Source organism: Candidatus Burkholderia verschuerenii, from assembly GCF_001189365.1.
GTDB lineage: Bacteria > Pseudomonadota > Gammaproteobacteria > Burkholderiales > Burkholderiaceae > Caballeronia > Caballeronia verschuerenii.
Genome location: NZ_LFJJ01000010.1, coordinates 1 through 23,501 on the forward strand (window position 1 = coordinate 1; position 23,501 = coordinate 23,501).

Sequence of the window (23,501 nt, forward strand, 5' to 3'; positions counted from 1 at the left end):
CTCAACGTCATGCCTCAACCTCTACTCGTGCGCTGCAGACCTGGCTGAGATGTGCGTTTACGTCTGCACCAGACTGCGTCGTTGGGTCCATTCCGGCAAATTCAATTTTGCAGGCCCGACTACTTCGATTCCAGTTCGTCGGGATCGTATTTGAGGCCGGGGATGATCTGCCCGCCGTTGCGTCCCGAGCCGCCCCAGCCGGGTTCGCGCGCTTCTAGCACGACGACGTTCACGCCTTGTCTGGCGAGATGGTAGGCGGTCGTCAGGCCGGCATAGCCCGCGCCGACGATCGCGATATCCGCCGTGCGGCTTTCGCCGAGCGCGGGCGTGGGCACGGCGGGCACAGCCGTGCTGGCCCACAGGGAAGGGGCCAAGGGAAAGAGTTCGCTGGACATGGAAGATCGGGAAAGCGGTGCGGACTGCGCGGGCGTGAGGGTTATCGTGGAATCAGACATGCTCGATGACTCGTTTCAGAAAGTCCTGCGTGCGCGGATGCTGAGGATTGCCGAGCACGTCCTTCGCCGGTCCCTGCTCGACGATCGTGCCGCGATCCAGAAACAGCACACGATCCGCGACATCGCGCGCGAAGCCCATTTCGTGCGTGACGACGATCATCGTCATCTGCTCGTCGGCGAGACGGCGCATCACCGCGAGCACTTCGCCGACGAGTTCGGGATCGAGCGCGGAGGTCGGTTCGTCGAACAGAATCGCCTTGGGCTGCCTCGCGAGCGCCCGCGCGATGGCCACGCGCTGCTGCTGGCCGCCCGACAGTTGCGCCGGATACGCGTTTTTCTTCGCCGACAAGCCGACGCGCTCCAGCAAGCCGCGCCCGCGTTCGATGGCCTGCTTCTTCGGCTCGCGCTTGACGAAAATCGGCCCTTCGATCACGTTCTCCAGCACCGTCCGATGCGGAAACAGGTTGAAGCGCTGAAACACCATCGACACATTGGTGCGTATATCGGAGATCGACTTGTGCGCCGCGTCCACCTTGCGCCCTTCGATCAGAATGTTGCCCGCCTGATACGTCTCCAGCCCATTGATACAGCGAAGAATCGTCGACTTGCCCGAGCCCGACGGCCCGATCAGACAGACCACTTCGCCCTTCGATACCGTCGCCGAGACGCCCTTGATGACTTCGAGCGAGCCGTAGCTCTTGTGAATGTCGTGCAGTTCGATCATTTGCGTCCGCTCCCGAGTTTCTTTTCCAGCTGGCCGACGAGCAGGAACAGCGGAATGCACATCACCAGATAAAGCGCCGCCACCAGCGCGAAGACGGTCGTGTTCTGAAAGGTCGACGAGGCGATCAGCTTGCCTTGCAGCGCGAGTTCCGCGACGGTGATCGTGGACGCCTGCGAGCTGTCCTTGAGCAGCATGATCATCGTGTTGCCGTACGGCGGCAGCGCAATGCGAAACGCTTGCGGCAGGATCACGCGACGCATCGTCATCACGCCGCGCATACCGATGGAATGGGCCGCCTCGATCTGGCCTTTATCGATTGCCTTGATGCCCGCGCGGAAGTTTTCCGCCTGATACGCCGAATACGCGAAGCCGAGACCGATGATCGCCGCCTGCAGCGCCGTGATCGAAATGCCGAAATCCGGCAGCACGAAATAGATCACGAACAACTGGACGATGATCGGCACGCCGCGAATGAAGTTGATGATGCAGCGGGCGGTCAGATCGAGCGCGCGCACGCCGGAGACGCGCATCAGCGCCCACACCATGCCGAGCACGGTCGAGAGCACCAGCGAGCCGAGCGTGACGAGGATCGTCAGCTTCACGCCGCGCAGGAGAATCGGAAGATATTCCGCGGAATGCTGGAAAAATTCATGCATGAGTCAGGGTCTCCTGGCCGTCGCCGGCAAGAGATGGTTTGCTTGAAAACTGGCGATGCGCCGGAGCGAGACCCGCTCCGGCAGGACTTGAGTCTTAGAGACCCCACTTCTTCACGATGGCGTCGATCCGGCCATCGGCCTTGACCTTGGCGATAGCGGCATTGAGCTTGGCGACGCGATCGGGATGACCCTTCTGCACGGCGATGCCGACCTGTCCCGGCATCACGGCCTTGTAGCTGGTCAAGAGCCGCGTGTTGGTGAAGCCGCCGTGCGAGACCTGATACGCGAGGATCGGATAGTCGGCGACGCCTGCATCGAGACGGCCGGTGTTGATGTCGCGCAACAGATCCTGCAGCGTTTCATAGACCTTGACCTCGGCGAACAGCCCGGAATCCTGCAACGCCTTCAGAAACGGCGTGCCGATCTGCGCGCCGACCACCTTGCCCTTCAGATCGGCGAAGCTCACGTAGTTCTTGCCGTCGGACTTCGGCACGATCAGGCCTTCGCCGTACTGATAAACGGTGTCGGTGAAATCGACCACTTTCTGGCGCTCCGGTGTGACGAACATCGCGGCGGACACCGCATCGATCTTGCCGGTCGTGAGCGACGGAATCAGCGCGGACCAGGCGAGCGGCACGGTCGTGACGTCGTAGCCCGCTTCCTTGCCGACCTCGTTCATGATGTCGACCATCAAGCCGGTGATCTTGTCGGACTTGGTATCGAGAAAGGTGAAGGGCACGCCGGTCGGCGTCGAGCCCACTTTCAGCGTTTCGGCATGGGCCGCGCCGCCGAGAACCACACCCGCTACCATCGCGATGCCCGCGAAAAACGTGTTCAACTTCTTCATTGCGAGATTTCTCTTTGTCAAAGTGTCGTGGCCGGATCAGCAGCACGGTAAGCACGCTGTCATCGCCTCGTTCGGTATATATTAGACACGCCAAAAACCGAAACAAGGCAAATTTGACGATTTTTAGATGAGTGTTTGTACTAATTTTAATTTTCAGTATGCTAGAACGTGCGATGCCGTCACCGAGAGGGCGTGCCGACAGTGAGAGATACGATGTTCGAAGACGATGCGGTTCCCGAGGGCGCGAGCACCAACGGGCCGTTGCGCGGCAGTGTGTACGGCAGCATCAAGGCCGAGATTCTGGAGATGCGGCTGCTGGCGGGCGCGCCGCTGCAGGAAGTGGAACTGGCCTCGCACTACGGCGTGAGCCGCACGCCCGTGCGCGAGGCCTTGCGGCAATTGCTCGACGAGGGTTTCGTCGAGCGCAAGGGGCGCTTCTATCAGGTGAAGGAGCTGACGCACAACGATATCCGCGATCTGTACGAAGTGCGCGAAAGCCTCGAAACCACGGCGGTGCGGCTGTGCGTGGAACGCGCCGACGATTCGATCATCGACCGGCTGCGCGAGTTGATCGACGAACAGGTGGCCGCTTTGGCCGCGAACGACCGGCAACGCTTTTCGGTGTACGACACCGCCTTCCACCTGATGCTCGCCGAAGGCGCGGGCAACGGCTTGCTATTGCAGCAACTAACGGTCATTCACGAGAAAATCCGCCTGACACGCGGGCGCGAGTACGAGGTGCCGAACTGGCTGAAATATTCGATCGACGAACATTCGCACGTGCTGAGCGCGCTGGAACGGCGCGACGCGACCATCGGCATCGCGGAGATGACGTATCACATCCGTAGCGTCGTCGATCTGCACTTCGGCACGCGGCGGCGCAAGGACTGACTTCTCTCCCGCGATATCATCGGTTCCGGGATAACCAGCCGTTCTCGGGAAAAGGAGAAGCTTATGAGCCGTCGCGTGGCCTGGATCGCGGTGATGAGTCTGTTGCTGGGCGCGTGCGCGTCGGGCGGAAACAACGTCACCGCGCCGATTGCGGTCGCCGTGCCCGGTACGCCGAACGGCATCGCCATCCGCGAAACCGATGGCGCGGTGTTCGTCACCGACGACAAGAGCAACGGCATTCTGCTGAGCCTGGATATCGCGGATTCGCAGGCGGCGTTCGCGCCGTTCGCGCGCATTCCGGCGGCGGGCGATCGCGGCAGCCTGTCGCAGATCGTCTTCGGGCCGAACGCGCATCTGCTGGTCGCGCGCTTCGGCTTCGGCAAGTCGAGCGCCGTGTTTGATGTCGGCACCAACGGACAAGTCGCGCTGGCATCGGACACGAATCCGGAGCGGCGGCGGCTCGGTCTCGTCGTGCTCGACGGCGGCACGTTTCTGTCGAGCTGGTTCGCGAAGGAAGGCGACGCGCCGGCCGCCGGCGGCGTCAGCATGATCCCGCGTGGCGAGCCGCCCGGCAGCGTGAAGGAGCGCGATATCGTCACGGGTCTGGGCAAGCCGGTCGGGCTCGCGGTGCTCGACGACACGCTGTTCATCAGCGATCAGGCGGCCAATCGCATCGTCAAGGTGGATTTGCTGGAAGCGCGCACGGCGAGCGCGCCGATCGAAGCGGGCGACGTGTTCGCCAACGTCGACGCGCCCGATCTGCTGGCCGCCGCCCCCGACGGCACGCTCTACACGAAGTGCGGCGCGCACGCGCTCTGCAAGTTCTCGAAGCGCGGCCGCGCGACGGTGATCGCCGGCGACTTCGACCAGCCGCGCGGCGTCGCGGTCGATGCGGCCCGCAAGCGGCTCGTCGCGGTGGATCGCGCGAGCTCGCGCGATCAGGCGAGTCGCGTGCGGGTGTGGCCGATCAGGTGAATCGACCGGATCGATTCGCAATCCGAAGGTATAATGCCGCTTCGATCAACGACATCGCCATCGATCATGGAATACCGGAACCGCCCAGAAACCGTCGTGCAACGACAACTCGACGCTTACAACGCGCGCGATCTCGACGCGTGGATTGCCACCTACGCGCCTGACGCGAAGCAATATCTGTTTCCCGGCACGCTGCTGGCGGAAGGTGTCGAGCAGATTCGCGCGCGATCCGTCGCGCGCTTTCAGGAACCGAATCTCCACGCGGCCTTGCTGAAGCGCACGGTCATCGGCGATATCGTGATCGACCATGAACGCGTCACGCGTACCTTTTCGGAAGGCACCGGAACGCTCGAGATGATGGCGACGTACCGCGTGGTGTCCGGGGCGATCGCTGAAGCGTCGTTCGTCTTCGGACCGCCCGTGCTGGACACTACGCTATAAAAGCGCGGATAAACACGGATCAACGCGGCGACGACCATCCCTTATAGCTGCCGACGTTGCCCCGCGTCACCAGCGTCGACGGCAGCAGAATCGTCGGGTTCGCGGGTTTCTTGCCGTTCATCAGGTCGTAGCCGACCGCGACCGCCTGTTGCGCCATCGACCACGGATCCTGACTGGCGGACGCCTGCACCATCGTGTCGGTCTTGAGCGCGCTTTCGATATCCGGCGCGCCGTCCACCGACGTGATCACGATATTGTTCCGATGCAGCTGCTTCGCCGCCAGATCGGTGCCGATGGCTTGCGGATCGTTAATCGCGAACACGCCGTCGAGCTTCGGAAAGCGCGTGAGATAGCCTTGCATCGCGTTCATGCCGCCTTCGCGCGAGCCTTTCGCGTCCTGATCGTCGGACAGCACCTTGATGCCGGGATTCTTCGCCAGCACGCTCTTGCAGCCGTTCACGCGGTCGATCACCGCCGACACTTGCGGCCCGTTCTCGATCACCACGTTGCCCTTGCCGTTGAGCTTCTTGGCGAGAAACTCGCAGGAGATTTCGCCGGCCTGCACGTTGTTGGTCTGCACGGTGGCGTCCGCGCCCGCCGCCGCGACGTCCACTGCGACCACGACAATCCCCGCCTTCTGCGCTTTCTTCACCGCCGGCTCGATCGCCTTCGGATCGACCGCGTTCAGCAGGATCATGTCGGCGTGCGCGGAAATGAAGTTGTCGATCTGCGTGAACTGCTTGTTCATGTCGTAATCGGACGATGTCGACACGACCTTGACGTTCGGATTGATCTGCTTGGCTTTCGCTTCCGCGCCCTTCGCGATGGTCACGAAGTACGGATTGCCGAGCGATCCGACCGTGATGCCGATCGACTTCAATTCTTTGCCCGCGGCGTGCGCCGAAAGCGACATCGTGCAACCGATAGCGAGTGCGACGCTGGCGAAAAGCTTATTGTGCTTGCGCATGTTGTTGTCTCCGTTTTCCTTTTTCGGTCCTTTTTTCAGGGCGGGCGCACGCGGACCGAATGCGCCCGTACAAGCAAGTTCTAGCAAGTTCAAGCGAATTCAGGTGCGGGCCGAGCCGCGCTGGCGATAACGGTCGAGCGCCACCGCGCCGATGATCACGAGACCCTTGATGATGTATTGCCAGATATCCGACACGCCGAGCAAGTTCTAGCAAGTTCAAGCGAATTCAGGTGCGGGCCGAGCCGCGCTGGCGATAACGGTCGAGCGCCACCGCGCCGATGATCACGAGACCCTTGATGATGTATTGCCAGATATCCGACACGCCGAGCAGCACGAGACCGTTCGACAACACCGCGATGATCAGCGCGCCGACCAGCGTCCCGACGATCGACCCCACGCCGCCGACGAAACTCGTGCCGCCGAGAATCACCGCCGCGATCGCATCGAGTTCATACGACTGGCCGAGTTGCAGGCCGTTGGCGGCGTAGAGACGCGCGGCGGACATCACCGCGCCGAGACCCGCGAGCAGGCCGGACATCGCGTAGACGAAGAGCTGGATGCCCCACACCTTGATACCCGACAGACGCGCCGCTTCCGGATTGCCGCCGACGCTGTAAATGCGCAGCCCGAGCACGGTACGGCGCAGGATGAACCACGACACGATCACCACCGCAATCGCGATAATCACGAGCCACGGCACGCCGAACAGCGAATCGTTGCCGATAAACGCGAACGACAGTTGCGGATTGAAGATCGTCGTATCGTGGCCGATGAGACGCGCGATACCGCGCACCGCTGTCAGCGAACCGAGCGTGACGATGAACGGCGGCAGCTTGAGCATCGCGATCAGCAGGCCGTTGACGACGCCGAAGCCCAGGCCCACTGCCAGCGCCGCCGGAATGCCGAGCCATCCCATGCCCGGAATGTTCGATGCCAGCAGCGCCGTAACCGCCGCCGCCGACAGCACCGATCCCACCGACAAGTCGATGCCGCCCGTCAGAATCACGAAGGTCATGCCCGCCGCGAGCACGATGTTGATCGACGCCTGCTGCGTGACGATCGACAGATTCTGGAAGCTGAAGAATCCGTCCGTGACGATGCCGAAGCCGATGCACAGCAGAATCAGCACCGGCAGCATGCCGGCGGTGCGCATCAGAACCTGCATGCGCTCGCGATGTTCGATGCGCTTTTGCCGTTGCGCCGTATTTTCCGTCCGGGCGACGGGCGCGCTGTCGTGGTGTTTCGTCGTGTTAGCCATGTCTCTCTCCAGTCCAGATAAGCTCAAGCCGCCAGCGCGACTTTCGAGCCGGTCGCCAGTTCGATGATTCCTTCCTGTGAAATCGGCTTGCCGGAATGGCCGCCGAGTTCGCCTGCAATGACGCCTTCGCGCATCACGATGACGCGATCCGCGACGCCGATCACTTCCGGCAATTCGCTCGATATCACGATGATTCCGACGCCCGTCTTCGCGAGGTCGTTGATGATCCGGTAAATCTCCGACTTCGCGCCGATGTCCACGCCGCGCGTCGGTTCGTCGAGAATCAGCACGTCGGGCTTGGTTTCAAGCAAGCGCGAGAGAAGCACTTTCTGCTGATTGCCGCCCGACAGCGCGCCCACGTTCACGCGCATGTTCGGCACACGGATCGTCAGCGCGGCGATGGCGTCCTTCGCGCGCACGTTGCCGCGCGGCAGGTCCATCACGCCGGCTTTGGCATCGCGCCCGGCGATGGTGATGTTGATGTTGTCGCGCACGCTCATGTCGAGGAACAAGCCTTGTCCCTTGCGGTCTTCGGTGAGATAGACGAGACCGGCGTCGATCGCGTCGCGCGGCGTGCGCAGTTTCAACGGCTTGCCGTGCATCGACACTTCGCCGCGCGTGCGTTCTTCCGCGCCGAAGATCAGCCGCGCGAGTTCGGTGCGGCCCGCGCCGACCAGACCCGCGACGCCGAGCACTTCGCCCGCGTGCAGATCGAGACTGCAGCCGCGCACGCGTTTGTCGTCGGCCATGTCGCGCACGGACAGCACGACGTTGCCGGGATCGTAGGGCGCGTGTTCCTTCTTGTAGAAGCCGGAGATATCGCGGCCGACCATCATCTTCACGAGGCTCTCGGCGGAGAGTTCGTCGCGCATCAAAGTGCCGACGTAAGTGCTGTCGCGCAGCACGGACACGCGGTCGCTCAGTTCGTAAATCTCCGCCATCCGATGGCTGATATAGATGATCGCGATGCCTTCCGCGCGCAGTTGCCGCACGAGTTCGAACAGGCGATCGGTTTCGCGCGAGGACAGCGGCGTGGTCGGCTCATCCATCATGAGGATGCGCGCCTTCGCATGCACGGCGCGCGCGATTTCGACCAGTTGCCGTTCCGCAATCGACAGATCGCCGACCAGCGTATGCGGCTTGAACGCCGCGCCGAGTCGCGTCAGCACTTCCTCGCAACCATACTCCATGCCCCGGCGATCGACCAGCCGGCCGCGTCGCAATTCGCGTCCGGCGTAGATGTTTTCGGCGACGGACAGATTCGGCGCGAGACTCAGTTCCTGATAGATCACGGCGACGCCCAGCGAACGCGCCGCGAGCGGACCGTCGATGGTCACGATCTGGCCGTCGATCAGAATCTGTCCGCCAGCATCGGCCTGATAGGCGCCGGACAGAATCTTCATCAGCGTGGATTTGCCCGCGCCGTTTTCGCCCATCAGCGAATGGACTTCGCCGGGAAAGACCGACAAACGCACGTCGTTCAGCGCGCGCACGCCGGGAAAGGTCTTGCTGATGCCGCGCATCTCGAGCAGCGGCGTTCGGGTCGAAGGATCATGCGGCATGATTCGCCTCCTGCGGTTTGATGCCCGCGTGGCGAACGCCCGCGCGCGGTGAGAAATTGAAGAACATCGGCAGCGTGGCCGCGCCGATCGCGCCCGCGTCCGGGCCGAAGGTGCCGCGCACGAAGGCCGGCGTGCCGCGCGCTTCGGGCGCGCTTGCCGCCATCGTCACGGCGAGACGTTCGACGAGCGCATCGAGCAGACCGCCGTCGATATCGGAATCGATCACGACCATCGGCACGTCGAGCACGCAAAGCGTGGCGCGCAACGCGGGGGCGAGCGCTTCCACGCAGTCGTCGATCCATTCGCCGACGGCAGGCAGTCGCCGCTCGATGCACGCCTGCAGGTCGACGCGGTTGTCTGCCGACGCGCCGCGATAATGCAGATGCCGCACCAGCGCATTCAGCGACGCGCGCGACAGCAGAATGTCCCACTGGCCGTTCGGCTGCGGCGCGGACGGCAGGCGGCTCGGCGGCACCGGGATCACGCCGATATCGCCCGCATTGCCCGATGCGCCGCGCAGACAGTCGCCGTCGATCGCGATGCCGCCGCCGATCGCCGAGCCGAGAAACAGGTAGATGAAATCGTCGCAGCCGCGTCCGTGGCCGTAGAACAGTTCGGCGGTCGCGGCGGCGTTGCCGTCGTTTTCGGAGAAGACCGGCAGCGCGAGCGCGCGGCCCAATGCATCGGCGAAATCGGTGTTGTCCCACGCGCGGAAGGTGTCGGCGGGCAGGCCGAGTTCGCGCAGCCACGAACCGAGATTGAACGGCTGCGCGATGCCGATGCCCGCCAGCCGGTCGCGTTCCGCCGCGCTCAGCAGATCGAGCATCTTGCCGATATCGCGCGTGACGATTTTCAGCGCGACGTCGGGATGCGGCAGCACGCTGTCGAGCGCGCTGCGCGCCAGCACGTCGCCCGCGAAATTGACCAGCACCGTCTCGATGCCCGTGCGATCCAGCCGCACGCCGATGCCGAACGCGCCGCGCGGATCGAGCTTGATCAGCGACGCGGGCTGGCCGCGCTGACCGTCGAGCCGGCGTCCCGAATATTCGATCAATCCCGCCTTGCCGAGTGATTCGACGATGCTGCCGACCGCCGTGCTCGTCAGATTCGCGTGACGCGCGAGATCCGCCTTCGATGCCGGCTCGGTGCGCCTGAGCGCCTGCAAGAGCAGCCGCTCGTTATACCGGCGCACGTTCGCGGAGTTGCTTCCTCTGCCGCTGGACGTCTTCACGCTGTCTCCGATTTCGATGGTTCTCGACGGCGGAACCATTAATTAAATCAAGTTGATTTAATTAAGAACGTCGGCGTGTCGAAGTAAAGCAGGGAAATCCCGAAGACATCGAAATCGTGCGATTTGACAGAAGTAAGCGTCTTTTGAATACTGCGGCGCGTTTCGACACTAGGCGATGCGCCCGCACAGGCCAAGACGCGCCGCAGCGAACGTAGGCTGTCTGAAAGCCGCGCGCCAGTTTGGCTGTGCTATCGTCGGTCGCTTAATCTCATAATTTGGCGCGCATGTTTTCCATCTCTCAGACTTCGCACGCGAACAAGGCCGCTCATTACGACGATCTGCTTCAGCAGGCGCGCTCGCTGATCGGCGACGAAAGCGACTTCATTGCGAACGCGGCGAATTTTTCGTCGCTCGTCTATCACTCGCTGCCGGAGCTGAACTGGGCCGGTTTCTATTTCTTCGATGGCCGCGAACTTGTCGTCGGGCCGTTTCAGGGCAAACCGGCGTGCGTGCGCATCGCGCTCGGACGCGGCGTGTGCGGCACGGCCGCGCAGACGCGCCGCACGCAGGTCGTGCCGGATGTCGAGGCGTTTCCCGGTCATATCGCCTGCGATTCGGCGTCGCGCTCGGAGATCGTGGTGCCGCTCGTCGCGAGCGATGGCACGCTGATCGGCGTGTGGGACGTCGACAGTCCCGTGCCCAACCGCTTCGACGACGAAGACGCGCTCGGCATGGAGGCGCTGTGCACGGCGTTCGTCGCGCTGGCGTGGAGCAAGCGCGCGTCCTGAGCGCGCATCCATCGTCGCGAACAAAACAACCATGACCAGCCTCGTCCGCCGCCGCCTGCTGACTGCCTGCGCCCTTGGCGCGTGCGGCATTGCGCGCGTGCGCGAGGTCGAGGCGGCGACGCCGAACGCGAACGACAACAAGGCCGTGGTCGCGCTGGTGCTGAAGTCGCTCGCCGATCCCTTCGTGACCACCATGATCGATGGCGCGAAAAATTATCAGCGGCATTTCGCATCGCAACTCGATCTGGAGACGTACGGCACGTAGACCGACAACGACGTCGCCGGGCAGATTCGCATCGTGCAGACGCTGCTGGAGGCGAAGGTCGGCGCCATCGTGATCGCGCCGACGGATTCGCGCGCGCTGTTCGTGCCGGTGGCGAAGGCGATCGCGGCGGGCACCATCGTCGTGGCGATCGATACGGCCTTCGACGAAGCCGTGCAGGATGCCGCCAACGTGACGGTGCCCTTCGTCGGACCGGACAACCGGCGCGGCGCGCGCATGGTCGGCGCGTATCTCGCGACGCAGCTCAAACCGGGCAGCGAGATCGGCATCATCGCGGGACCGGCGAACGATCGCAACGCGCAGCAACGCACGCTCGGCTTCAAGCAGGCGATGGAATCGGCAGGCATGCACGTCGCCGTGGTCGAGGCGGGCGACTGGAGCGTGACGAGCGGCAAGGCGATCGGCCTGCAGATGCTCTACGAACATCCGACGCTCGCGGGGCTGATGTGCGCGAACGACAACATCGCGATCGGCGCGACCGATGCGGTGCGTATCGCGGGTAAGCGCGGCCGCGTGCTGGTGACGGGCTACAACAATATCGAGGCCGTCCAGCCGATGCTGCGCGACGGCAGTCTGCTCGCGACGGTCGAACAATTCGGCGCGCGTCAGGCCGTGTTCGGCGTGGATGTCGCGGTGAAGGCGCTGCTGGAACGCCGCCGCCAGCGGGATTTGTCGCCGTTTATGGAGACGCCGGTGCAGGTGGTGACGAAGGCGGGGGGGGTGGGGGGAAGTAAGGGGTAGCGTTTCGACTAAGTTTTTTGGTGCCGAATAAAGTTAGGATTGCTTGTCTTCAAATTGGCGCGGCGCACAGGTAATTTGAGTGTCCCGCGCACGAATGTCGAGGCACGCCATGCCGATCCTGATTGAACTCGAAAAAAGCACCGGCAATGTCTACGCCGACCTCGATTTTCCCGACGCGGAAGAAATGCGCGTGAAGGCTCAGTTGGCGAGCAAGATCGGGGAGATCATCCGGGCGCGGCGCTGGACGCAGCAGCGCGCCGCCGAAGTATTGGGCATCAGCCAGCCGAAGCTTTCGCAACTCATGCGCGGTCACTTTCGCGGCATCAGCGAAGCGAAAATGCTCGAACTGCTGGCGCGGCTCGGCCGTGATATTCAGATCGTCGTTGGGCCGCCGCGCCGCTCGACGAAGGTCGGTCGCGTCGAAGTCGTCTTCGCGACCTGAACGCTGACGCCGCTCAAATCACCCCGCGCTTCGCCAGATTCCCATACAGCGCCCGCACTCCGAACTTCCACGGCTCGATCTCCGTCGACAGCTTCACCGTATTGACCAGCGCGCCCAGGCTCGGCGTCGAGATCGTCACGACATCGCCGAGATGATGCGTGAAGCCGCCGCCCGCCGTGTCGCGGTCCTTGATCGGCGAGAACATTGTGCCGAGGAACAGCATGAAGCCGTCCGGATACTGGTGATGCTTGCCGTGTGTCTGACTGACGAGATCGGCCGGATCGCGGCTGATTTCGCTCATATGGCTCACGCCTTCCAGCACGAAGCCGTCGTCCGCGCCGTCGATGCGCAGCGACAAACTCGCGCTTCGCACCGTGTCGAGCGTGAAGCGCTCGTCGAACAGGCGCACGAACGGGCCGATCGAACACGAACTGTTGTTGTCCTTCGCCTTGCCGAGCAGCAGCGCGCTGCGGCCTTCGATATCGCGCAGATTCACGTCGTTGCCGAGCGTCGCGCCGACGATCTCGCCGAGCGCGTTCACCGCCAGCACGATCTCCGGCTCCGGATTGTTCCACTTCGAGGTCGGATACAGGCCGACATCCGCGCCGAAGCCGACCGACGACATCGGCTGCGACTTCGAAAACACTTCTGCGTCCGGCCCGATGTCGACTTCCATATATTGTGACCACGCGTCGCGCCGCTCGAGTTCGGCCTTGAGCTTCGCCGCGCTTTCGGATCCGAGCTGAATCTTCGACAGATCCGCGCCGATCAGCTTGTTGATGGTGTCGCGGACTTCCTGCGCGCGGCTGGCGTCGCCGCCGGCCTGCTCTTCGATCACGCGCTCCAGCAGGCTCACAGCGAAGGTGACGCCGCATGCCTTCACCGCCTGCACATCGCACGGAGCGAGCAGACGCAGCGCGCCGGGTTTGCCGTCGAGCGTCGCTTGCAGCAGGTCCTGCACGGTGCCGAGGCGCTCGCCTTCCGCGTTGCGCGCGATGCTGAGTGCATCGTCGCGATCGAACAGATCGGCGGTGGTCGGCGCGGCGCGCGTGATATCGAACACCTCGCCGTTGCGCACGGCGACGACGGCCGGGCCATCGACGGGAGCGGGACGCCAGACGCGGCCGATCAACACCGCGTCGGACACGTCTTCGGGCAGGCAAGCGGAAACGGAAAGGGTCGGCATGACGGATTTGCAAGCGGTCGAAAGGGAAGCCGATCGTAGCCCGCGTGCCGTGCGGGTGTCCATCGGGTTGATAATCTATCCAACCTGTTGGAACATAGCGGGATTCGACCGTCGTCGCTCAGTTGTTGCTCATATGGACAAGTCTTACGAAGTGCCCGCGCTGCGTCGCACGAACGATATTCTCGACCTGCTCGCCACTGCCGCGAAGCCGGTGCGCGCCGCCACGCTCGCGGAACGGACCGGTCTGTCGCGCAGCACGCTTTATCTGCTGCTCGATACGCTCACGCGTCTGCAATGGATCGACAAGCGCGACGATGGCTACATGATCGGCGTCGGCTTGTTCGAACTGGGCAATGCCTACAAGCGTCACGATCAGTTGCAGGCGGCGTTTCGCAAGGGCGCGGGCGAGTTCATCGCCAAGCATAACGAGGTCGTGCAACTGGCCGTGCTCGATGGCGTGCATGTCGTGTACGTCGCGCGCGAGGATCCGCATCGGCCGGTGCGGCTGGTGTCGGATCTCGGCTCGCGTTTGCCCGCACATTGTTGCGCGCTCGGCAAGGCACTGCTCGCGGGCCTGTCCGACGATGCCGTCATCGAACGATTGCCCGAGCGGCTCGAAGCGGTGACGCCGCATACCGTCACGCGGCGCGCGGCCTTGCTGCGCGAACTCGCGGTGATCCGCACGAGCGGCCTGGCGATCGAGCGCGAGGAAGTGGCGGCGGGCATCGCGTGCTTCGCGGCTTACGTCGGGATGACGCCGGCGGGCAAGCGCGTCGCGGTATCGGCGAGCGTGCCGGTCGGACGGCTCGACGCCAAACGCGAGAAGCTCATCTGCATCGGCGTAGTGCAGCTTGCGGGACAACTGCGCGGTGCGCTTTGATTCCCACATATTGATGCGTAGAAGTTTTACCTTCCGGATTAAAACTCCCTTCCGCCCTACTGTCCGATAAACCGCCGTTTCCGTGCTAACCCGCACGCACGTTCGGCTCGCACGATTCGCACGATCCACACGCGACGAGGAACGTCGATTGCTTGGCGTCTCCGCTCGAATGCACGCGAATGACCAACGCCTTACGCGCACCATTCATGTGATTGTACGCGCAAAGTTCAGCCCGCGGTTCCGCCCGGTGATCGACGCATCGACCGGGATTCAACGCCGAGTCAAGACACGAGTGAGCGGCAATGTCCGACCTAAACGACACCCAAGACGCATCACGTCCGGGCGCCGCCGCGAGCGGCGCGTCAGGCGAGCGCAACGATGACCGAGTCAACCGAAGGTCAAAGGCAAGGCCGGCGGCAACGGCAATGGCAATGACGGCAGCGAGGAAAATGGCAACGGCCGCAAGAAGCCCGGCAAGAAGCCGCTGGTGATTCTCGCCATCGTGGTCGTGATTCTGGCGATCGGCGCAATCATCTGGTGGTTCATGACGCGCGATCAGGAAAGCACCGACGACGCCTACACCGACGGCGACGTCGTGACCATCGCGCCGAAAGTATCGGGCTATGTCGTGGCGATGAATATCGACGACAACCGCTTCGTGCACAAGGGCGATCTGATGATCAAGATCGATCCGCGCGATTTCCAGGCGCAGGTCGATCAGGCGAACGCGCAACTCGGGCTGGCGCAGGCGCAACTGTAATCGGCGCAGCGGCAACTCGATGTCGCGCGCGTGCAGTATCCCGCGCAACTCGCCGAAGCCGAAGCGCAGGAACAGACCGCGCGCGCCAATCTGGCGCAGGCGAGCACGGCGTATCAGCGGCAGAAGAGCGTCGATATTCGCGCGACCTCGCAGCAGAACATCGATACCGCGACCGCTCAGCAAAAGAGCGCGCAGGCGAGCGTCGCGCAGGCGCATGCGCAGGTGCGCACGGCCAGTCTCGTGCCGCAGCAGATCGCGACCGTCGTCGCCAATGTCGAGGAAAAGCGTCAGCAGGTGCGGCAGGCGCAACTCGAAACCGCCAATCTCAATCTCGGGTACACCGAACTGCGCGCGCCCGCCGATGGCTGGATCACCAAGCGCAACGTGCAATATGGCACCTTTCTGCAAGCGGGCACGTCGATTCTGACGCTGGTCACGCGGCGTCTGTGGGTGACGGCCAACTTCAAGGAAACGCAGCTCGACCGCATGCATCCCGGCGATAAGGTCGATATCGACGTGGACGCGTATCCGAACATGAAGCTGCACGGTCATGTCGATAGCATCCAGCTCGGCAGCGGCTCGCGCTTCTCGGCTTTCCCCGCAGAAAACGCGACCGGCAACTTCGTGAAGATCGTGCAGCGCGTGCTGGTGAAGATCATCATCGACGATGGTCTGAAACCGGAGACGTCCTTGCCGCTCGGCTTGTCCGTCGTGCCTACTGTTTTGCTGAGGCACTGACGCCATGAGCGATACGCAAGTTGAACACGATCACAGCGGCTGGAAGCCACGCTCGAACCTGTGGCTGATCGCCGTCGTCGTCACGCTCGCGGCGTTCATGGAAGTGCTCGACACGACTATCGTCAACGTCGCGCTGCCGCATATCGCCGGCACCATGTCCGCCAGCTACGACGAAGCGACGTGGACGCTCACGTCGTATCTCGTCGCTAACGGCATCGTGCTGCCGATCTCCGCGTATTTCTCGAAGATCCTCGGGCGCAAACGCTATTTTCTGATCTGCATCGGCGCATTTACCGTGTGCTCTTTCATGTGCGGCATCGCGAGCAATCTCGGCGAACTGATCGTGTTTCGCTTGCTGCAAGGCTTCTTCGGCGGCGGTCTGCAACCGAGCCAGCAATCGATCATATCTTCCCGCCCGAACAGCGCGGCCGTGCGTTCTCCATTTCGGCGGTGGCGATCGTCGTCGCGCCCGTGTTCGGTCCGACGCTCGGCGGCTGGATCACCGATAACTTCACCTGGCGCTGGGTGTTTCTGATCAACGTGCCGGTGGGCGTGCTGACGACCATCGCGGTGACGCAGTTCGTCGAAGATCCGCCGTGGCAGCAGAAGCAGGACCGCAAGAAGATCGGCTTCGACGGCATCGGCATCGGGCTGATCGCGATCGGGCTCGGCTGCCTGCAAGTGTTTCTCGATCGCGGCGAGGACGACGACTGGTTCCATTCGACCTTCATCACGACCTTCGCGGTGTTGTCGGCGCACTGGCTCGTGGGCGCGGTGTTCTGGCTGCTCTACGCGAAGAAGCCCGTCGTCGATCTGCGCGTGATGAAGGATCGCAACTTCGCGCTTGGGTCGGCGGCTATTGTCGGCTTCGCGTCGGTGCTTTATGGGAGCGCGGTGCTGATTCCACAGCTTGCGCAGCAGCAGCTTGGTTATACGGCGACGCTCGCTGGCCTTGTGCTCTCGCCGGGCGCGGTGTGCATCGTGTTCCTGATACCGATCGTCAGCAAACTGATGAACGTGATCCAGACGCGCTTTCTGGTCGCGTTCGGCTTCTTCCTGATGGGCTGCGCGTTGCTGTATTCGCATCATCTCGTGCCGAACATCGACTATGTGACGTTGACGAAAATGCGCAGCGCGCAATCCATCGGCATCGGCTTTCTGTTCGTGCCGGTGACGACGCTCGCCTATTTGTCCTTGCCGAAATCGTTGAACGACGATGCCTCCGCGCTCTTCACGATGTTCCGCAATGTCGCCGGTTCCATCGGCATTTCGCTCGCGACGGCGGCGATCCGCGAGCGCACGCAGGCGAACATGGCGCATATGGTCGAGCATATGACGCCGCTGAATCAGCCGTACACGGATTCGGTGAATCGCATCGCGCGCACGCTGATGGATACGGGCCAGTCGATGTCGTCGGCGATGACCGCCGCGACCGGTCGCATGTACCAGACTTTCGTCGAACAGGCGACGATCCTCGCGTATCTCGACGTGTTTCTCGCGTGCGCGATCTTCTCGTTCCTGTTCATACCGCTTTCGCTGTTTTTCTCGCCGGTGAAAGCGGCCGGTCAGGCGGGAGGGCATTGAGATGACACCGCGTCTTTCCGTACTCGCATTGAGCGCGCTGCTCGCCGCATGCGCGGTCGGCCCCGATTTCAAATCGCCGGATGTCAAGGCGCCCGACGACTGGAGCGACACGCAGCGCGTGCAAAACGCATCGGCCGATGCGCGCATGCCGTACGCGGAAAATCCGTCCGTCGTGCAGACCACCGCCGATCCCGATCCGCGCTGGTGGAAGCAGTTCAACGATCCGACGCTCGATTCGCTGATCGATCGCGCGGTCGCGGGCAATCTCGATTTGCAGGCGGCGGTGTTGCGTATCGAGGAAGCGCGTCAGCAATCGATCGCGGCGGGCGCGGCCGGTTTGCCGCAAATCAGCGCGAATGCCAAGGTTACGCGCGAGCAGCTCGGCGCGAAGGGCATCCTCGAATCACAGGGCGTCTACGATCAGGTGAACAATATCGGCGGCAACAACGGCACGCAGATTCGCCAGGGACTCGATTCGATCACGCAGCCGACGACGCTGTACCAATACGGCTTCGATGCATCGTGGGAACTCGATCTGTTCGGGCGCGTGCGGCGTTCGGTCGAATCCGCGAATGCGCAAGAGCAGGCGCAGATCGAAAGCCGCAACGATGCGCTGGTCTCGCTCGAATCGGAAGTCGCACGGACGTACGCCCAGTTGCGCGGCGCGCAGGCCATCAAGCAGATCACGCTCGCGGAAATCGACGCCGAGCAGCAGATTCTCGATCTCACGCGCGAACAGGCGCGCGTCGGGCTGACGAGCCAGCAGGACGTGCAGAGCGCGAGCGCGCAAGTCGGCACCTTGCAGGCGAATTTGCCGTCGCTCGATGCGCAGATCGCGCAGGCGATGAACGGCTTGTCGGTGCTGACCGGCAGTCCGCCCGGCACGCTCGATGCCGAACTCGCCGATGCCAACAACAGCGCCGTCGTGCCGCCCGTGCCGCCGACGGTGCCGGTCGGTTTGCCATCGACGCTTGCGCGCCGACGCCCGAATATCCGGCGCGCTGGTCGAGCCTGTTCTGGTCGGTCGGCCCGAGCATTTCGCTGCCGATTTTCGAAGGCGGGCAGCTCAGAGCGAACGTTCGGGTGGCGAAGGCGGAAGCGGGCGCGGCGGCGTTGCAGTATCGGCAGACGGTGCTTGGCGCGTTGCAGGACGTCGATAACGCGCTGGTCAACTATCGCACGGAGCAGGATCGCCGCGCGGCGCTGGTGCGGACCGTGGAGGCGAACCGCATCAGCCTGCAACTGGCGACGGACAGTTATCGCAAGGGCATTACGCCGTTCGTCACCGTGCTCGATGCCGAGCGACAACTGGCGCAAACGCGCGAGCAACTCGCGCAATCGACCGTCAACGTGACGACGAATCTCATCGCCGTGTACAAGTCGCTCGGCGGCGGATGGCAGGGCGACGGGCAAGCTACCGCACAGAATTAACGGCGGCGTTTCTTCCAGTCATAATCGGCGGCCGGATCGGCCGCGCCCGGCTTGCCCACCGATTGCGGATTCTCGCTGCACAAGGTCACGAAACCGATGTCCTCGCCCAGCGCCTGACGTTTGCGCAGGCTTTCGGCGAACTGCAAGGCGTCGGCGAGCGCGTCGGCGTCGAAGCGCTGGAAGTGCGCTTCGCTTGCGTCGCCGTTGCATGGCGCGAGCCAATAGACCACGAACATCGTTTTGCCTTTTATCGACGATAGGTTGATGAGGTTCCCGCACCGGCGTGTTTCATCGCGTGTGCAAAAGCTGCGCACGATGCGCGAAAGCGGCGCATGCACGACGACACCGATGGCACCGGGTATTCCCGAAGTGTAACTTCGCGAGCCGCGCGCAGACTGAACCTCCCGCGCGGTCCCGACCGGACGCGCGCAAGGGAACGAACGTTGCTGGAATTAGCGCTCATTCCGAGGCCGCCATGATGCAATTATCCGACCGCTCAGCCGATCCCACCATGTGGCAGATTCCGGTACGCGCGATGCGTCCGGAGGAACCGCGCGTGCTGATCGCCGATGACGATATCGACGCGACGCGCGCCATCTGCCTCGCGCTCGAGGACGCCGATTTCACGGTGCGCGCGGTGCATACCGGCCTCGATGCGGTGGCGCTCGCGCGCAAGTGGCGGCCGGGCGTCGTGCTGCTCGATCTGATGATGCCGCTCGGCGACGGCTGGGAAGCCGCCGAAGCGATCCGCGCGATCGATCTCGACATGCTGCTGATCGCGCATACGAGCTGCACGAATCACGAAGACCGGACGCGCGCGCAACGCACCGGCTTCAACGGCTATTTCGTCAAGCCGACCGAGCTCGACAATATGATCGCGCTGATGCGCTGATACTTTTTTGAATGCGCGTCCGCGCGGGAAACGCGCTGATCGGAAAACACCAAGCTGTCAATGCTCGGTTTTGTGCTCCGTCCACGCGCCATGCTGAAACGCGCTCGACAGACCGGCCGAGGTGCGGATCACGGGCTCGTTGATATCGACTTCGCCGCGCACCGACGACGTGCGCTGAAGTCCCGCGCTGTATCCCGATCGGAACGCGCGACGAAACGCGTCCTCGCGCTCGCTCGGACTCGCATGCTGCTCCATCGCCTGCGTCAGCGCCGCCTGTTCGTGGGTCAGCGCGCGCAGCAGCGTGAAGACGTCGGCCTGACTCGACTCCGGACAATTCGACAGATGCTGCAGACCGCCCGGCAGCGTTAGCACTTCCGTCAACGCACGAATGGAGCGGGCGAGGTCCGCGCATTGTTTTTCGATAGCCACGTCGCGCGAGACGACCGTCTGCCCGTCCGCGCCGATCGTGATCTTCATATCGCTCATCTGGTGTTCCTCGGTGATGCCCGGCGCGACGCACCGATGCTCGATGACGGGCCGCATCTTTTTCAAGATTCGTTATCCTAAACAAGTGAAAACAAAACCCGCCGACGCGAAAGTTTGCCTCACTTGACCGAGCGTCGCAAGCCGATGAACAGATGCCGCATGTCAGGCGTTGACATGTCGTAACGGATGTTGGTCAGCGATACTCGACGCGCCGTTCGTATCCGCATCGACAGGCGTCTTCAGCATGCGGTTCCAATACTCGCAGTAGCCCGCCCAGAACGGCATCTGCTCCAGCGACGATGCTTCGTCGGGCAACGGCCGCGGCAGCATCTGCGACAGCCGGGCGATTTCATGACGTTTCCAGCGCAGCAAGTTCCGGCCGACGCTGCGCGTGGGCGGACACGATTCGTTCATCGCCGATACGGCCTGCCAGAAGCCCTCGGCGGGACGCGACGCCATCGTGGTGAGAATCGACGTGTCGGAGCGCGGGCCGCGCTCGTGGCACAGGATCGCGCCGATCTGGCCGAGTAGGTACATCGTCCGGGCGAAGTGGTGTTCGACTGCCTGCTGCATGATGCTTCTCACTCTCTCGTTATTGATACGTTGTTGCGACAGCGATTTCGAATAGAGACCCCCGAAGGAGACAACGATGCCCAAGATGAGAGCCGTCGACGCAGCCGTCCTCGTGCTGGAGAAAGAAGGAATCGACACCGCGTTCGGCGTGCCGGGCGCGGCCATCAACCCGTTCTACTCGGCGATGAAAAAGTCCGGCGGCATCAGCCATGTGCTGGCGCGCCACGTCGAAGGCGCATCGCATATGGCCGAAGGTTATACGCGCGCCGAGCCGGGCAATATCGGCGTTTGTATCGGCACGTCGGGTCCGGCGGGCACCGACATGATCACCGGCCTGTATTCCGCTCAAGCCGATTCGATCCCCATTCTCGCCATCACCGGTCAGGCGCCGCGCGCGCGTCTGTACAAGGAAGATTTCCAGGCCGTCGATATCGAATCGATCGCCAAGCCCGTGACCAAGTGGGCTGTCACCGTGCGCGAACCGGCGCTGGTGCCGCGCGTGTTCCAGCAGGCGTTCCATCTGATGCGCTCGGGCCGTCCGGGTCCGGTGCTGGTCGACCTGCCGATCGACGTGCAGCTCGCCGAAATCGAATTCGATATCGACACCTACGAGCCGCTGCCGGTCTACAAGCCGAAAGCGACGCGCGTGCAGATCGAAAAAGCGCTGACCATGCTCAACGACGCGGAGAAGCCGCTGATCGTCTCGGGCGGCGGCGTGCTCAACGCGGCGGCCGAAGACCTGCTCGTGCAGTTCGCGGAAACGCTCGGCGTGCCGGTGATTCCGACGCTGATGTCGTGGGGCGCGATTCCCGACGATCACCCGCTGATGGCCGGCATGTGCGGTCTGCAGACGTCGCACCGCTACGGCAACGCGACGATGCTCGCCTCGGACTTCGTGCTGGGCATCGGCAACCGTTGGGCGAATCGCCATACCGGCAGCGTCGAGGTTTATACCAAGGGCCGTAAGTTCGTGCACGTGGACATCGAGCCGACGCAGATCGGCCGCGTGTTCGGGCCGGACTTGGGCATCGTGTCGGACGCGAAGGCCGCGCTCGAACTGTTCGTCGAAGTGGCCAAGGAATGGAAGGCGGCGGGCAAGCTGAAGGACCGCAGCGCTTGGGTCACGGATTGCCAGCAACGCAAGCGCACGATGCAGCGCAAGACGCACTTCGACAACGTGCCGATGAAGCCGCAACGCGTCTACGAAGAGATGAACCAGGCGTTCGATCGCGATACGTGTTTCGTGACGACGATCGGTCTCTCGCAGATCGCGGGCGCGTAGTTCCTGCATGTGTTCAAGGCGCGCAACTGGATCAACTGCGGCCAGGCCGGCCCGATCGGCTGGACAATTCCGGCGGCGCTCGGCGTGCGCGCGGCGGACCAGCAACGCAAAATCGTCGCGCTGTCGGGTGATTACGACTTCCAGTTCATGATCGAAGAGCTCGCCGTCGGCGCGCAATTCAAGCTGCCGTATGTGCATGTGGTCGTGAACAACTCGTATCTCGGTCTGATCCGTCAGGCGCAGCGCGGCTTCGACATGGATTACTGAGTGCAACTCGCGTTCGACAACATCAACGCGCCTGAACTCGAAGGCTACGGCGTCGATCACGTCGCGGTGGCCGAAGGTCTCGGCTGCAAGGCGCTGCGCGTGTTCAAGCCGGAAGAGATCGCGCCCGCATTGAAGAAGGCGCAGGCGCTCGCCGCCGAACATCAGGTGCCGGTCGTCGTCGAGATGATTCTCGAGCGCGTGACCAACATCGCGATGGGCACGGAAATCGACGCGATCAACGAGTTCGAGGAACTCGCGGAAACGAAGGCGGATGCACCGACCGCCGTGACGCCGCTCGACTGAATCGCGAGCGCTCCACTGACCGACCAACAGGAAAGAACAATGCCGAAATTTGCTGCGAACCTGACCATGCTGTTCAACGAAGTCCCGTTCCTCGACCGCTTCGCGGCGGCGTCGAACGCGGGGTTCAAGGCGGTCGAGTTCCTGTTCCCGTACGCGTTTTCGATCGGCGACATTCAGCAGCGCCTGAAGGACAACGATCTGCAGATCGTGCTGCACAACCTGCCCGCCGGTAACTGGGATGCGGGCGAGCGCGGCATCGCGTGTCTGCCGGATCGCGTCGCGGAGTTTCGCGAAGGCGTGCCGCGCGCGATCGAGTATGCGAAGGCGCTGAACGTGCCGCAACTGAACTGCCTCGTCGGGATTCCGACGGCGGGCGTATCGGCGGAACAGGCGCGCACGACGATCGTCGAGAACCTGCGTTTTGCGGCCGACGCGCTGAAGAAGGAAGGCATTCGCCTGCTCGTCGAGCCGTGCAATTCATACGACATTCCGGGCTTCGCGCTGAACCGTTCGAAGGAAGGTCTCGACGTGATTCAGGCGGTCGGTTCCGACAATCTGTTCCTGCAGTACGACATCTATCACATGCAGCGCATGGAAGGCGAACTGGCCGCGACGATCAGGAAGAATCTGCCGAAGATCGCGCATATCCAACTCGCCGACAACCCCGGCCGCAACGAACCGGGCACGGGCGAAATCAACTATCCGTTCCTGTTCGGGCTGCTCGACGAGATCGGCTATCAAGGCTGGATCGGCTGCGAATACAAGCCGCTCAAGGGCACCGATGCGGGTCTGGGCTGGCTGCAGAGCATCGGCGGTGTGAAAGCTGCCGCCACCGCGTAACGAAAGACACAAGGAGGA

20 protein-coding genes and 7 pseudogenes are annotated in these 23,501 nt (G+C 63.2%); 14 read left to right on the forward strand and 13 right to left on the reverse strand.

Annotation, left to right across the window (positions count from 1 at the left end; genetic code table 11):
- Positions 1-131: 131 nt before the first annotated feature.
- The 4 genes and pseudogenes from BVER_RS03865 to BVER_RS03880 form a co-directional block, all read right to left on the reverse strand.
- Positions 132-395, reverse strand: a pseudogene (locus BVER_RS03865) (FAD-dependent oxidoreductase); the annotation flags it as partial.
- A 52-nt stretch (positions 396-447) separates the two neighbouring features.
- A complete protein-coding gene (locus BVER_RS03870) occupies positions 448-1,179 on the reverse strand; it encodes an amino acid ABC transporter ATP-binding protein (protein WP_050452165.1) in 732 nt (243 codons plus the stop codon).
- A complete protein-coding gene (locus BVER_RS03875) occupies positions 1,176-1,835 on the reverse strand; it encodes an amino acid ABC transporter permease (protein WP_050452166.1) in 660 nt (219 codons plus the stop codon). Before BVER_RS03875 ends, BVER_RS03870 begins: the two co-directional genes overlap by 4 nt.
- 94 nt (positions 1,836-1,929) lie before the next feature.
- A complete protein-coding gene (locus tag BVER_RS03880) occupies positions 1,930-2,682 on the reverse strand; it encodes an ABC transporter substrate-binding protein (protein ID WP_050452167.1) in 753 nt (250 codons plus the stop codon).
- 213 nt (positions 2,683-2,895) lie between these two features.
- Here BVER_RS03880 and BVER_RS03885 point away from each other — a divergent pair, with 213 nt between their 5' ends.
- The 3 genes from BVER_RS03885 (at position 2,896) to BVER_RS03895 (ending at position 4,989) form a co-directional block, all read left to right on the forward strand.
- Positions 2,896-3,573 (forward strand): GntR family transcriptional regulator, encoded by a 678-nt coding sequence (locus BVER_RS03885; RefSeq protein ID WP_050452168.1) that lies wholly within the window; start codon positions 2,896-2,898, stop codon positions 3,571-3,573.
- A 63-nt stretch (positions 3,574-3,636) separates the two neighbouring features.
- Positions 3,637-4,548 carry an NHL repeat-containing protein gene (locus tag BVER_RS03890; RefSeq protein ID WP_050452169.1) on the forward strand — a complete coding sequence of 304 codons (912 nt, stop codon included), beginning with the start codon at positions 3,637-3,639 and terminating at the stop codon, positions 4,546-4,548.
- A gap of 66 nt (positions 4,549-4,614) precedes the next feature.
- The gene (locus BVER_RS03895; protein ID WP_050452170.1) at positions 4,615-4,989 is read left to right on the forward strand and encodes a nuclear transport factor 2 family protein; all 375 of its coding nucleotides are present in this window, start codon (positions 4,615-4,617) and stop codon (positions 4,987-4,989) included.
- 19 nt (positions 4,990-5,008) lie between these two features.
- Here the strand turns inward: BVER_RS03895 and BVER_RS03900 are convergent, their stop codons facing one another.
- The 5 genes and pseudogenes from BVER_RS03900 to BVER_RS03915 form a co-directional block, all read right to left on the reverse strand.
- Positions 5,009-5,902 carry an ABC transporter substrate-binding protein gene (locus tag BVER_RS03900; protein ID WP_370444181.1) on the reverse strand — a complete coding sequence of 298 codons (894 nt, stop codon included), beginning with the start codon at positions 5,900-5,902 and terminating at the stop codon, positions 5,009-5,011.
- Between the two features lie 153 nt (positions 5,903-6,055).
- Positions 6,056-6,160, reverse strand: a pseudogene (locus tag BVER_RS36430) (ribose ABC transporter permease); the annotation flags it as partial.
- Between the two features lie 22 nt (positions 6,161-6,182).
- Entirely contained in the window at positions 6,183-7,214 is a 1,032-nt protein-coding gene (locus tag BVER_RS03905; RefSeq protein ID WP_050452172.1) for an ABC transporter permease subunit, read from the reverse strand.
- 23 nt (positions 7,215-7,237) lie between these two features.
- A complete protein-coding gene (locus BVER_RS03910; RefSeq protein WP_050452173.1) occupies positions 7,238-8,776 on the reverse strand; it encodes a sugar ABC transporter ATP-binding protein in 1,539 nt (512 codons plus the stop codon).
- The gene (locus BVER_RS03915) at positions 8,766-10,007 is read right to left on the reverse strand and encodes an ROK family transcriptional regulator (protein ID WP_370444179.1); all 1,242 of its coding nucleotides are present in this window, start codon (positions 10,005-10,007) and stop codon (positions 8,766-8,768) included. Before BVER_RS03915 ends, BVER_RS03910 begins: the two co-directional genes overlap by 11 nt.
- Before the next feature lie 284 nt (positions 10,008-10,291).
- Here BVER_RS03915 and msrC point away from each other — a divergent pair, with 284 nt between their 5' ends.
- From msrC to BVER_RS03930, 3 genes and pseudogenes are all read left to right on the forward strand, one after another.
- Positions 10,292-10,795, forward strand: a complete 504-nt coding sequence (gene msrC, locus BVER_RS03920; RefSeq protein ID WP_050452175.1) for a free L-methionine (R)-S-oxide reductase MsrC — start codon at positions 10,292-10,294, stop codon at positions 10,793-10,795.
- 31 nt (positions 10,796-10,826) lie between these two features.
- Positions 10,827-11,819: pseudogene (locus BVER_RS03925) on the forward strand (substrate-binding domain-containing protein).
- Between the two features lie 118 nt (positions 11,820-11,937).
- Entirely contained in the window at positions 11,938-12,261 is a 324-nt protein-coding gene (locus tag BVER_RS03930; RefSeq protein WP_050452211.1) for a helix-turn-helix domain-containing protein, read from the forward strand.
- 13 nt (positions 12,262-12,274) lie between these two features.
- Here BVER_RS03930 and BVER_RS03935 read toward each other — a convergent pair whose 3' ends face one another.
- Complete coding sequence (locus BVER_RS03935) at positions 12,275-13,447, reverse strand: fumarylacetoacetate hydrolase family protein (protein WP_050452176.1); 1,173 nt, start codon at positions 13,445-13,447, stop codon at positions 12,275-12,277.
- Between the two features lie 133 nt (positions 13,448-13,580).
- Between BVER_RS03935 and BVER_RS03940 the strand changes: the two genes are divergently transcribed.
- The 5 genes and pseudogenes from BVER_RS03940 to BVER_RS33340 all read left to right on the forward strand — a co-directional run bounded on the left by BVER_RS03940 (position 13,581) and on the right by BVER_RS33340 (position 18,840).
- Positions 13,581-14,327: an IclR family transcriptional regulator gene (locus BVER_RS03940; RefSeq protein ID WP_050452177.1), complete on the forward strand. Its 747-nt coding sequence runs from the start codon at positions 13,581-13,583 to the stop codon at positions 14,325-14,327.
- A 457-nt stretch (positions 14,328-14,784) separates the two neighbouring features.
- A pseudogene (locus tag BVER_RS03945) lies at positions 14,785-15,825 on the forward strand (HlyD family secretion protein); the annotation flags it as partial.
- A 4-nt stretch (positions 15,826-15,829) separates the two neighbouring features.
- A pseudogene (locus BVER_RS03950) lies at positions 15,830-17,409 on the forward strand (DHA2 family efflux MFS transporter permease subunit).
- A 145-nt stretch (positions 17,410-17,554) separates the two neighbouring features.
- Positions 17,555-17,848, forward strand: a pseudogene (locus BVER_RS33335) (efflux transporter outer membrane subunit); the annotation flags it as partial.
- Between the two features lie 83 nt (positions 17,849-17,931).
- Entirely contained in the window at positions 17,932-18,840 is a 909-nt protein-coding gene (locus tag BVER_RS33340; protein ID WP_232316372.1) for a TolC family protein, read from the forward strand.
- Here BVER_RS33340 and BVER_RS03960 read toward each other — a convergent pair.
- Positions 18,837-19,076, reverse strand: a complete 240-nt coding sequence (locus BVER_RS03960; RefSeq protein WP_050452178.1) for a hypothetical protein — start codon at positions 19,074-19,076, stop codon at positions 18,837-18,839. The genes BVER_RS33340 and BVER_RS03960 overlap by 4 nt on opposite strands.
- Positions 19,077-19,315: 239 nt before the next feature.
- On the opposite strand from BVER_RS03960, the gene BVER_RS03965 reads away from it, so the two are divergent.
- On the forward strand, positions 19,316-19,732 hold the full coding sequence (locus BVER_RS03965) for a response regulator (RefSeq protein ID WP_232316370.1): 417 nt from the start codon (positions 19,316-19,318) through the stop codon (positions 19,730-19,732).
- 57 nt (positions 19,733-19,789) lie between these two features.
- Here BVER_RS03965 and BVER_RS03970 read toward each other — a convergent pair whose 3' ends face one another.
- Positions 19,790-20,284: a hypothetical protein gene (locus BVER_RS03970; RefSeq protein ID WP_050452179.1), complete on the reverse strand. Its 495-nt coding sequence runs from the start codon at positions 20,282-20,284 to the stop codon at positions 19,790-19,792.
- Positions 20,285-20,380: 96 nt separating this feature from the next.
- Positions 20,381-20,791 carry a hypothetical protein gene (locus tag BVER_RS03975; RefSeq protein ID WP_232316371.1) on the reverse strand — a complete coding sequence of 137 codons (411 nt, stop codon included), beginning with the start codon at positions 20,789-20,791 and terminating at the stop codon, positions 20,381-20,383.
- 76 nt (positions 20,792-20,867) lie between these two features.
- Between BVER_RS03975 and gcl the strand changes: the two are divergent.
- Positions 20,868-22,643 (forward strand): annotated as a pseudogene (gcl, locus tag BVER_RS03980) (glyoxylate carboligase).
- Positions 22,644-22,682: 39 nt separating this feature from the next.
- Positions 22,683-23,483 carry a hydroxypyruvate isomerase gene (gene hyi, locus BVER_RS03985; RefSeq protein WP_050452180.1) on the forward strand — a complete coding sequence of 267 codons (801 nt, stop codon included), beginning with the start codon at positions 22,683-22,685 and terminating at the stop codon, positions 23,481-23,483.
- Positions 23,484-23,501 lie beyond the last annotated feature (18 nt).

What these genes read in the sequence shown, in the direction of transcription:
- BVER_RS03870 (WP_050452165.1), bottom strand. Translation starts at nt 1,179, where the DNA reads ATGATCGAACTGCACGACATTCACAAGAGCTACGGCTCGCTCGAAGTC.
- BVER_RS03875 (WP_050452166.1), bottom strand. Translation starts at nt 1,835, where the DNA reads ATGCATGAATTTTTCCAGCATTCCGCGGAATATCTTCCGATTCTCCTG.
- BVER_RS03880 (WP_050452167.1), bottom strand. Translation starts at nt 2,682, where the DNA reads ATGAAGAAGTTGAACACGTTTTTCGCGGGCATCGCGATGGTAGCGGGT.
- BVER_RS03885 (WP_050452168.1), top strand. Translation starts at nt 2,896, where the DNA reads ATGTTCGAAGACGATGCGGTTCCCGAGGGCGCGAGCACCAACGGGCCG.
- BVER_RS03890 (WP_050452169.1), top strand. Translation starts at nt 3,637, where the DNA reads ATGAGCCGTCGCGTGGCCTGGATCGCGGTGATGAGTCTGTTGCTGGGC.
- BVER_RS03895 (WP_050452170.1), top strand. Translation starts at nt 4,615, where the DNA reads ATGGAATACCGGAACCGCCCAGAAACCGTCGTGCAACGACAACTCGAC.
- BVER_RS03900 (WP_370444181.1), bottom strand. Translation starts at nt 5,902, where the DNA reads ATGTCGCTTTCGGCGCACGCCGCGGGCAAAGAATTGAAGTCGATCGGC.
- BVER_RS03905 (WP_050452172.1), bottom strand. Translation starts at nt 7,214, where the DNA reads ATGGCTAACACGACGAAACACCACGACAGCGCGCCCGTCGCCCGGACG.
- BVER_RS03910 (WP_050452173.1), bottom strand. Translation starts at nt 8,776, where the DNA reads ATGCCGCATGATCCTTCGACCCGAACGCCGCTGCTCGAGATGCGCGGC.
- msrC (WP_050452175.1), top strand. Translation starts at nt 10,292, where the DNA reads ATGTTTTCCATCTCTCAGACTTCGCACGCGAACAAGGCCGCTCATTAC.
- BVER_RS03935 (WP_050452176.1), bottom strand. Translation starts at nt 13,447, where the DNA reads ATGCCGACCCTTTCCGTTTCCGCTTGCCTGCCCGAAGACGTGTCCGAC.
- BVER_RS03940 (WP_050452177.1), top strand. Translation starts at nt 13,581, where the DNA reads ATGGACAAGTCTTACGAAGTGCCCGCGCTGCGTCGCACGAACGATATT.
- BVER_RS03960 (WP_050452178.1), bottom strand. Translation starts at nt 19,076, where the DNA reads ATGTTCGTGGTCTATTGGCTCGCGCCATGCAACGGCGACGCAAGCGAA.
- BVER_RS03965 (WP_232316370.1), top strand. Translation starts at nt 19,316, where the DNA reads ATGATGCAATTATCCGACCGCTCAGCCGATCCCACCATGTGGCAGATT.
- BVER_RS03975 (WP_232316371.1), bottom strand. Translation starts at nt 20,791, where the DNA reads ATGCAGCAGGCAGTCGAACACCACTTCGCCCGGACGATGTACCTACTC.
- hyi (WP_050452180.1), top strand. Translation starts at nt 22,683, where the DNA reads ATGCCGAAATTTGCTGCGAACCTGACCATGCTGTTCAACGAAGTCCCG.